The organism is Rhodopseudomonas sp. (assembly GCF_036404135.1).
Classification (GTDB): domain Bacteria; phylum Pseudomonadota; class Alphaproteobacteria; order Rhizobiales; family Xanthobacteraceae; genus Rhodopseudomonas_A.
This window is the reverse complement of the sequence record NZ_DASWPE010000138.1, coordinates 17,944-27,120: the sequence shown is the minus strand read 5'-3', so window position 1 is coordinate 27,120 and position 9,177 is coordinate 17,944. Positions and strand designations below refer to the sequence as shown.

The 9,177-nt window shown below is 65.6% G+C and carries 10 protein-coding genes and 1 pseudogene; 6 read left to right on the top strand and 5 right to left on the bottom strand.

Annotated elements, in window-relative coordinates:
* Positions 1-29 precede the first annotated feature (29 nt).
* The 4 genes and pseudogenes from groES to VGC77_RS16900 all read left to right on the top strand — a co-directional run bounded on the left by groES (position 30) and on the right by VGC77_RS16900 (position 2,841).
* Positions 30-344, top strand: a complete 315-nt coding sequence (gene groES, locus VGC77_RS16915; RefSeq protein ID WP_331172729.1) for a co-chaperone GroES — start codon at positions 30-32, stop codon at positions 342-344.
* Between the two features lie 36 nt (positions 345-380).
* Positions 381-2,021: a chaperonin GroEL gene (groL, locus tag VGC77_RS16910; protein ID WP_331172727.1), complete on the top strand. Its 1,641-nt coding sequence runs from the start codon at positions 381-383 to the stop codon at positions 2,019-2,021.
* Between the two features lie 369 nt (positions 2,022-2,390).
* Positions 2,391-2,591 carry a hypothetical protein gene (locus VGC77_RS16905; protein WP_331172726.1) on the top strand — a complete coding sequence of 67 codons (201 nt, stop codon included), beginning with the start codon at positions 2,391-2,393 and terminating at the stop codon, positions 2,589-2,591.
* Positions 2,588-2,841: pseudogene (locus VGC77_RS16900) on the top strand (hypothetical protein). Before VGC77_RS16905 ends, VGC77_RS16900 begins: the two are co-directional and overlap by 4 nt.
* A gap of 318 nt (positions 2,842-3,159) precedes the next feature.
* Here the strand turns inward: VGC77_RS16900 and VGC77_RS16895 are convergent.
* Both VGC77_RS16895 and VGC77_RS16890 read right to left on the bottom strand, forming a co-directional pair.
* Positions 3,160-3,360 carry a hypothetical protein gene (locus VGC77_RS16895; protein WP_331172725.1) on the bottom strand — a complete coding sequence of 67 codons (201 nt, stop codon included), beginning with the start codon at positions 3,358-3,360 and terminating at the stop codon, positions 3,160-3,162.
* 196 nt (positions 3,361-3,556) lie between these two features.
* Positions 3,557-3,874, bottom strand: coding sequence for an ArsR/SmtB family transcription factor (locus VGC77_RS16890; RefSeq protein ID WP_331172728.1), 318 nt, complete (start codon positions 3,872-3,874; stop codon positions 3,557-3,559).
* A gap of 81 nt (positions 3,875-3,955) precedes the next feature.
* Here VGC77_RS16890 and VGC77_RS16885 point away from each other — a divergent pair, with 81 nt between their 5' ends.
* The gene (locus VGC77_RS16885; RefSeq protein WP_331172724.1) at positions 3,956-4,726 is read left to right on the top strand and encodes a glucose 1-dehydrogenase; all 771 of its coding nucleotides are present in this window, start codon (positions 3,956-3,958) and stop codon (positions 4,724-4,726) included.
* 52 nt (positions 4,727-4,778) lie between these two features.
* On the opposite strand, the gene VGC77_RS16880 is transcribed toward VGC77_RS16885, so the two are convergent.
* Together VGC77_RS16880 and VGC77_RS16875 are read right to left on the bottom strand one after the other, a co-directional pair.
* Positions 4,779-5,081 (bottom strand): hypothetical protein, encoded by a 303-nt coding sequence (locus VGC77_RS16880; RefSeq protein ID WP_331172723.1) that lies wholly within the window; start codon positions 5,079-5,081, stop codon positions 4,779-4,781.
* A gap of 223 nt (positions 5,082-5,304) precedes the next feature.
* Positions 5,305-6,351 carry a DUF2778 domain-containing protein gene (locus VGC77_RS16875; RefSeq protein ID WP_331172722.1) on the bottom strand — a complete coding sequence of 349 codons (1,047 nt, stop codon included), beginning with the start codon at positions 6,349-6,351 and terminating at the stop codon, positions 5,305-5,307.
* A 513-nt stretch (positions 6,352-6,864) separates the two neighbouring features.
* Between VGC77_RS16875 and cowN the strand changes: the two genes are divergently transcribed.
* Positions 6,865-7,143, top strand: a complete 279-nt coding sequence (gene cowN, locus VGC77_RS16870) for a N(2)-fixation sustaining protein CowN (protein ID WP_331172721.1) — start codon at positions 6,865-6,867, stop codon at positions 7,141-7,143.
* A 216-nt stretch (positions 7,144-7,359) separates the two neighbouring features.
* Here the strand turns inward: cowN and VGC77_RS16865 are convergent, their stop codons facing one another.
* Positions 7,360-9,066, bottom strand: coding sequence for an IlvD/Edd family dehydratase (locus VGC77_RS16865; protein ID WP_331172720.1), 1,707 nt, complete (start codon positions 9,064-9,066; stop codon positions 7,360-7,362).
* Positions 9,067-9,177: the final 111 nt, after the last annotated feature.

Genomic DNA, 9,177 nt, shown 5'->3' with positions numbered 1-9,177 from the left:
GGCACTACGCCGGACGAAGGAGTCTCTGCATGAAGTTCCGGCCTCTCCACGATCGTGTCGTCCTCCGCCGCATCGATGCGGAAGAGAAGACCAAGGGCGGGATCATCATCCCGGACAACGCCAAGGAGAAGCCGCAGGAAGGCGAAGTCATCGCGGTCGGTCCCGGCGCTCGGGACGAAAGCGGTCACCTGCAGCCACTCGACCTGAAGCCGGGCGACCGCGTGCTGTTCGGCAAATGGTCGGGCACCGAAGTCAAGATCGACGGCCAGGAGCTGTTGATCATGAAGGAAAGCGACATCATGGGCGTGCTCGACGAGCCCGCCACCAAGAAGAAGGCTGCTTAAGCGCCTTTTCCCTCCCCCCTTGCAAGGAAGCAAAATATGTCAGCTAAAGAAGTGAAATTCGGCGTCGACGCCCGCGACCGCATGCTGCGCGGCGTCGATATTCTGGCCAACGCGGTCAAGGTGACGCTCGGCCCCAAGGGCCGCAACGTCGTGCTCGACAAGTCGTTCGGCGCTCCCCGCATCACCAAGGACGGCGTCACCGTCGCCAAGGAGATCGAGCTCGACGACAAGTTCGAGAACATGGGCGCGCAGATGGTGCGCGAAGTCGCCTCCAAGTCCGCTGACGCGGCCGGCGACGGCACCACCACCGCTACCGTGCTGGCGCAGGCGATCGTCCGCGAAGGCGCCAAGTCGGTTGCCGCCGGCATGAACCCGATGGACCTGAAGCGCGGCATCGACATGGCGGTGGAAGCCGTCGTCGCCGACCTGCAGAAGAACTCCAAGAAGGTCACCTCCAACGAGGAAATCGCCCAGGTCGGCACCATCTCGGCCAATGGCGATGCCGAAATCGGCAAGTTCCTCTCCGACGCCATGAAGAAGGTCGGCAACGAGGGCGTCATCACGGTCGAGGAAGCCAAGTCGCTCGAGACCGAACTCGACGTCGTCGAGGGCATGCAGTTCGACCGCGGCTACATCTCGCCCTACTTCGTCACCAACGCCGACAAGATGCGCGTTGAAATGGACGACGCCTACATCCTGATCAACGAGAAGAAGCTCTCCAGCCTCAACGAGCTCTTGCCGCTGCTCGAGGCCGTGGTGCAGACCGGCAAGCCGCTGGTGATCGTCGCCGAGGACGTCGAAGGCGAAGCGCTGGCCACCCTGGTCGTCAACCGGCTGCGTGGCGGCCTCAAGGTTGCCGCCGTCAAGGCGCCGGGCTTCGGCGATCGCCGCAAGGCCATGCTGCAGGACATTGCGATCCTGACCGGCGGCCAGGCGATCTCGGAAGACCTCGGCATCAAGCTGGAGAACGTCACCCTGGCGATGCTCGGCCGCGCCAAGAAGGTGATGATCGACAAGGAAAACACCACCATCGTCAACGGCGCCGGCAAGAAGGCCGACATCGAAGCCCGCGTCGCCCAGATCAAGGCGCAGATCGAGGAAACCACCTCGGACTACGACCGTGAGAAGCTGCAGGAGCGTCTCGCCAAGCTCGCCGGCGGCGTCGCGGTGATCCGCGTCGGCGGCGCGACCGAGATCGAAGTCAAGGAGCGCAAGGACCGCGTCGACGACGCGATGCATGCGACCCGCGCCGCGGTCGAGGAAGGCATTCTGCCGGGCGGCGGCGTCGCTCTGCTGCGCGCCTCCGAGCAGCTGAAGCGCATCAAGACCGCGAACGACGACCAGAAGACCGGCGTCGAAATCGTCCGCAAGGCTTTGTCCTGGCCGGCCCGCCAGATCGCCATCAACGCCGGCGAAGACGGCTCGGTGATCGTCGGCAAGATCCTCGAGAAGGATCAGTATTCCTACGGCTTCGACTCGCAGTCCGGCGAATACGGCGACATGGTCAAGAAGGGCATCATCGACCCCACCAAGGTGGTGCGGGCGGCGATCCAGAACGCGGCCTCGGTCGCGGCACTCCTGATCACCACTGAAGCGATGATCGCCGAGCTGCCGAAGAAGAACGCCGGCGGCCCCGCGATGCCTCCGGGCGGCGGCATGGGCGGCATGGATTTCTGATCCAAGCCTCTCATTCGCTCAAGCGAAGTATCAAATGCAAAACCCCGGCGGAAACGCCGGGGTTTTTTGTTTGGGGGCTTCCTTCTTCGTCCCGGGCACGTTGCGGTACGAAGTGCCGCTTCGCAGACAGGAACCGCCTCACTATCAACGAAGCTTGGGAGCAATTCCGGGCGTTATGTTTTGGGGCACTTACTTCGTCATCCCGGGCGCGATGCAGCACGCAGTGCTGCTTCGCAGACCCGGGATCGCGACAGGCGGCGCGGCAACGCAATGCCCAACAACGCGGTGGGCAAACATTGTGGTCCCTGCCGGACCCAGCGACATCCCGCACCGCTTTTCGATCGACCCCAAAACTGCTAATCTGCGTCGATGAGCAGCGTCGAAGACATCGAAAAAGCCATCGCAGAGCTCGCCCCAGGCGATCTCGCGCGGTTTCGCGCCTGGTTCGACGCCTTCGACGCCGCCCATTTCGACGCCCGGATCGAACGCGACGCCGCCTCCGGCAAGCTCGACGCGCTGGCGGATCAAGCGCTGGCCGGCCACCGCAGCGGCCACACCTGCGAGCTGTGAAGCATTTCGCCAGCCCCGAGTTCTGGTCGGCCTATCGCCGTCTCCCGGTGCCGATCCGCGCCTCGCCGACAAGAATTTCGCCCTGCTCAAGGCCGACCCGCGCCATCCCTCGCTGCACTTCAAACAGATCGGCCGCACTCACAGCGTCCGCATCGGCCTACGCTATCGTGCGTTGGCCGTGGACGTCGAGGATGGCTTGCTGTGGTTCTGGATCGGTTCGCATGCTGATTACGATGCGATGCTGAAGTAAGAACGCCGCATCATAGCGTTTTCTAGCGAAGTGGCTCCCGGTTCGCGTGAAGAAAACGCGTCAAAATAAGAATCTAGAGTTCCGGTTCTGATTCTATCAGAACCGGAACAGCTCTAGCCGGCCGCCGAGACGCAACGACGTCGCAAAAATACGGACAACCCGTAAGACGAATGAGCGAAGCGTAATCGGCCTCTCGCGCCAAGTCGGCGCAATACGCTTCGCTATTGCGCCCTACGCGCTGTACTCCCTGCCGGGGTCATGGATTCCGGGCTCGCTCGCGCCTACCGCTGCTCGCGCCCCCCGAGCCATCACTCACGATCACACTTGGCCGTGCTGGCAGGATCGGATGAATCGTCTCCTGGCGCGGTTCTCGTTGCCGTTGCCGGTCCGGAAGCCAAGTTGAAACGCGACCTGTCCGCATTCGACGTAGCCGCGTTTGGCGGCGAAAGCCGGAGCCGACGCTGACATACCAAGCACGGCGGCTGCGAGCGCCGCGCAGACCAGCACAAATCCCTTCATGACCCCTCCCGCGCGTTCACAACCAAAGGCAGCATAGACGTCGCGGCATCGACCAAGGTAGTATCAGCTTACTGTGCCGCGAAAGTTGTTGTGCCCCGCGCCGTAGCTGTGGCGCCGGCCGGGCGCGCTTCCGACACCCGATACTCCGACCGCTACGCCGCGCGAAGGCGTGAACGGACGCGATCACTCCCCCCACTCACTCCGCGTGCTTCAAGATCGCCTTCAGCAATCCGGGAAACCGCGCGTTGAGGTCGGCCTCGCGCACCACGTTGTGGTGCTCGACGCCCTTCTTGGTGGTGCGGATTAAGCCTGCCTCGCGCAGCACGCGGAAATGGTTCGACAGCGTCGACTTCGCCATCTTCGGGCACGGCGCCGCCGCGGTGCACGACATGCTCATGCAATCCGCCTGCCCCAGCAGCGCCTTGACGATGCGCAGCCGCATCGGGTCGGCCAAGGCGTCGAGCACGCCCGCCAGCGCGATGTCCTCACGTGCGGGATGAACCAGTTGAACCATGAAAAACATATAGGCCGCGCCTTGACATCGTTCAATAGTCCCATACTTCCGAACTATTGAAATAATCACAGGACGACGATCATGACCAAGACACTGCAAGGCAACGCCACGCTGCAAGGCAAGGTGGCGCTGGTGACCGGCGCATCGAAGGGCATTGGCGCGGCGATCGCGCTGCAGCTGGCCGCGGAGGGTGCGGCGGTCGCCGTCAATTACGCCTCCAGCAAGCAAGGCGCCGACGCCGTCGTCGCCAAGATCGTTGCCAAGGGCGGCAAGGCGGTCGCGGTGCATGGCGATCTCGCCGATCCGAAGGCTGTGACGTCGCTCGTCGCCGAAACCGTCAAGACGCTCGGGCCGATCGACGTGCTGGTCAACAATGCCGGCGTCTATGAAATGCTGCCGCTCGAGGCCATCACGCCGCAGCATTTCCACAACCAGTTCAACGTCAACGTGCTGGGGCTGCTGTTGGTCTCGCAGGAAGCGGCGCGGCATTTTAGCGCCGGCGGCGGCAGCATCATCAACATCTCCTCGGGCGTCTCGACCTTCGCGCCGGCGAACTCCGCCGTCTACACCGGCACCAAGGCCGCGGTCGATGCGATCACCTCGGTGTTGGCCAAGGAACTGGCGCCGCGCAAGATCCGCGTCAACGCCGTCAACCCGGGCATGGTGGTGACGGAGGGCGTGATCAAGGCGGGCTTTGACCAGGGCGACATGCGCAAATTCATCGAATCGATCACGCCGCTCGGCCGCGTCGGCAAGGCCGAGGAGATCGCCTCGGTGGTCAGCTTCCTGGCCTCGGACGGCGCATCCTACGTCACCGGCGAGACGCTGCACGTCACCGGCGGGCTGCGCTAAGCGCGCGGAAGCCCCGGCAGCACTGCCGGGGCTTGTCGCATCGCGGCGATGCTCATTCCTCGTCGGTGACCGGGCGCACCATGTCGGATGGTCGCGCGACCTGGCGCCGCGCGGTGCGCACCGGCGTATTGTTCGCCCCCTGCGGGTTGAACACCGCGTAGCACGCCGAACTCAACCGCGAGCCGGCGTTGCGCAGGCAGCTCTCGACCCGTGCGGCGTCGGGAATCGCGCTGCTGCACAGCCGGAAGGCATCCGGCATGCAGACGTCGCGTTGCGCCTCGGTGCCCTCCTGAGCAAACGCCGGCGCAGCCAAGCTCAGCGACGCGGCGACCAAAATCATCCTCGTTGCAGCCATGATGAATCCTCCGATTCATCGACCAACCGCGAGCCGCCGCACTCGTTCCCGCATGGCGGTATCTTGAGAGGGGATTGTGATCGGAGACAGGGGATGACGGCGCTGAGCGTTGCGCCCGATAAAGCTAAGCAGTCACCACACGGTTATCGTCATCCTGAGCAACCCGGCGTGGCCCGAAGGGCGAAGCCGGGTATCTCGAAGGATGGCTGCAGACCCGTCGACCTCAGCCCTCCAGGCTCGCCACCACGGCGAGGCGCTTGACCTGGCCGTTGCGGAACGCGCGCAGGAAGGCGTCGTAGTTGCGGAACGAGACGCAGCCATTGCTGTCGCCATTGGGGCCGAGCATGTAGGTGTGCGCCAACAGCCCGGAGCGGCCGTGGATCGCGCCCTCGCCGCCGACCGGATTGAGCCGCAGCGCCGCGACGCCATGGAACAGGGATTCCCGCATCGTCAGGTCATAGAGATGCGGCGGGGTGGCGCCGCGCATCCGCTCGTGCACGTAGCGCGGATCGTCGAGCCGCGAGCCCAGCCCGGAATGCGCCTCAAGCTTGGTGCCATCGGGCATGTAGACCATCCGCGCGGAGATATCATAGACGGCGGTGGAGCGGTCGTAGCGCGCGCTGCTCGCGGTGTCGCGGCCATCGCTGCCGACGCCGCCGTCGGAACCGGCGAAGGCCAGCACCGAGCCGGTCGGTTCCGATTTGCCGAACAGCTTCTCGAAAATGCTGGCGGGCTTCGCCTGGGCCGCGGCGACCATCGAGGCGGCCTTGGAAGCCTGCGCCACCTCGCGCAGCGACGGCCCCTTGGCCGGCTGCGCTTTCGGCTCGGCCGCGCGGGGCGCCGGCGCAGCGTCGGCGACTTGAGCGGCGGGTTGCTGCGCGGCTTGTGCTGCTGCTGCTTTCGGCGCCGGCGGCAACGCCGCTTGGCGCACCGACGGAACCGGAACCGGCGCGGGCTGCGCCATAGCGATCTGGGGTTTGGCCGGCACTTCCGGCGGCAGCGGCGCCGGCGCCACCGCATCGAGCGGTGGCGCAAAGCGTTCGGCGAATTGTTCCGCCGACAGCCCCGGCGCCGAGGTCAGCATCGCCACGGTGACGTCGGGCTCAACCGGCGTGGTGACGGCGGCCGTCACCGGCGCCGCCGGCTTGGCGAGAGCCAGCCGCGGCGCCACGATGATCGGTTCGTCGATGGCGGCGACGCTGGGATAGATGCTGGCGCCGAACACGTTGGCATGCAGGGTCCAGCCGCAGGCGGCCACGACGAAAGCCACCGCCACGCCGCCCGCGACATTGAGCGGCCCGGCTCTCCGCGGAGCACGGCCACGCGCCGCCCCCTTCAACGCACCTGCACTGTTACGCATACGCTTACGCCCGACCCAATTACGTTGCACCTCCGCCCGCTTGCAGCGCCGCGCGACCGGCGCGGACCAAGACGGACTTGCCCATGCTCGGCGGCGTCAGGGCCGGGAGCATGTCGCAAAGGTGCGGAGCGTTATTAGGGCGAATTTTAGTTAAATGAGGCTTAAGTGCCGACGGATTGCGACGTGGTAAATGAATTCCTCGGTTCCGCCCGAGGCCCCGCCGGCCGCGGCGGCGGCAAATTGCCATTGCAGAACCGCCTGGCGGATTTTACGCTCGCTTGGTGCGGCACGATCGGCGCCGCGATGGCAGCCACCGTCTACCGGGCTGCAGGCCTTCGCCCGCGGGCGACGGCGTCGGCTAGCTGACAGACAAAGCGCCGCCGCTGGCCTATAGCGATACAGCCGGATCTTTTGGAGACACCGATGAACGTGCCGTTCGACCGCTACATCAGCTTCAAGAATGCCGACTGGGAGGGCAAGTCGCAGCGCGTGATGGCCAGGCTGCAGGGCCATATCGACGCCGCCGACAACCCGTTCTGGGGCTATTTCGCCAAGAAGCGCACCGAGCTCAACGAGAAGCAGGGGCTCGACGATCTGCGCGTGCTGCACAACTACCTGCCGACGCTGCGCGAGATCCTCGAAGAAAGCGGCGACGAGGAAACTCTGGCGATGCTGGAAGACCTCGAAGTCACCTGCATGTGAACCACTCCGAGGCTGTCATTACTCCAAAGCTGTCATTCCGGGGCACGAGCGGCGCAAGCCGCGCGTGAACCCGGAATCTCGCCGCAGGTGCAGGCGTCCGGCCTGTTGCGGGATTCCGGGTTCGCTCGGCCGATCGGCCTCGCGCCCCGGAATGACGGTTGCGTTTTCGCGAGGCTCCGGTTTTCAGGACGGCTGCTGTCTTGATCAGCTATCCAATCAATCGGTGCTGCCGCCCTGCCCGGTCAGAAAATCGAAATCGCAGCCCTGATCGGCCTGCAGGATCGTGTCGTGGAATAATCGCGCATAGCCGCGGGGCGGCGCGGGCTGCGCCGCGGCCGGCAGAACCGCGCGGCGGCGCGCGAGTTCGGCATCGTCAACTAACAGATCGATGCGGCGCGCGGCGACGTCGAGCCGGATCAGGTCGCCGTTGCGCACCAAGGCCAACGGCCCGCCGGCCGCGCTCTCCGGCGTGATGTGCAAGACGATGGTGCCGAACGCGGTGCCGCTCATCCGCGCGTCGGAAATCCGCACCATGTCCTTGACGCCGGCGCGCGCCAGCTTCAGCGGGATCGGCAGATAGCCGGCCTCCGGCATCCCCGGCGCACCCTGCGGCCCGGCATTACGCAGCACCAAGACGTCGTCCGCCGCAACGCCGAGCTCGGGATCGTCGATCCGCGCCGCCATGTCGTCGAGACTGTCGAACACCACGGCGCGGCCTTCGTGCTGCAACAGGTTCGGCGACGCCGCCGAATGCTTGATCACCGCGCCGCGCGGCGCCAGATTGCCGCTCAGCACCGCCATCGCGCCTTCGGCCCGGATCGGATCGTTGCGCGCGCGAATGACGTCCTGCCCCGGCACCTGCTCGGCCGCGGCCACCGCATCGCGCAGGCTGCCGTAGATGGTTCTGGCGTCGAGATCGATCAACTCGCCGAGCTGCGCCAACAGTTTCGGCACACCGCCGGCGTGATGGAAATGCTCCATGTAGTGATCGCCCGACGGCTTCAGATCGACCAACACCGGCACCTCGCGCGACAACTGATCGAATGCGGAAAGATCGATGCGATGGGTGCCGCGCCCGGCGATCGCGGTGAGATGAATGAGCCCGTTGGTCGAGCCACCGATCGCCTGCAGCACCACCTGGGCGTTGCGCAGCGAAGCCTCGGTCAACAATTCGCTGGGCTTTGGTCCCTTCGCCAAGGCCATCGCCGCAGCGAGCCGGCCGCTGGCCTCGGCGCTGCGAAACCGTTCGGCATGCGGCGCCGGGATCGTGGCACTCATCGGCAGCGACAGCCCGAGCGCTTCGGTGAGACACGCCATGGTCGAGGCGGTGCCCATCACCATGCAGGTGCCGACCGACGGCGCGAGCCGACCATTGACCGCCTCGATTTCGACCGCGTCGATGTCGCCGGCGCGGAACTTGCCCCACAGCCTGCGGCAATCGGTGCAGGCGCCCAGCACCTCGCCCTTGTGATGGCCGACCACCATCGGCCCCACCGGAATCACCACGGTCGGCAGATCCGCCGACACCGCGGCCATGATCTGCGCCGGCAGCGTCTTGTCGCAGCCGCCGATCACCACCACCGCATCCATCGGCTGGGCGCGGATCATCTCCTCGGTGTCCATCGCCATCAGGTTGCGCAGATACATCGAGGTCGGATGCGCAAAGCTCTCGGCGATCGAGATGGTGGGAAACACCATCGGCATGGCGCCGGCCAGCATCACGCCGCGCTTCACCGCCTCGATGATCTGCGGCACGTTGCCGTGGCAGGGATTGTAATCGCTGTGGGTGTTGGTGATGCCGACGATCGGCCGGTTCAACGCGTCGTCGGAATAGCCCATCGCCTTGATGAAGGCCTTGCGCAGGAACAGCGAGAAGCCGGCGTCGCCGTAGCTGGTCAGCCCCTTGCGCAGTCCATCGCTCATTGCTCGGCCTCGTCAGCTGGCGTGATCGCCAGTTAGGGGGCCGCCGCAGAGCTTGTCAATCAACCGCTGCAGCAGGAACAACAGCCCGCCATGCTTGGCGCGGCGTCGTTG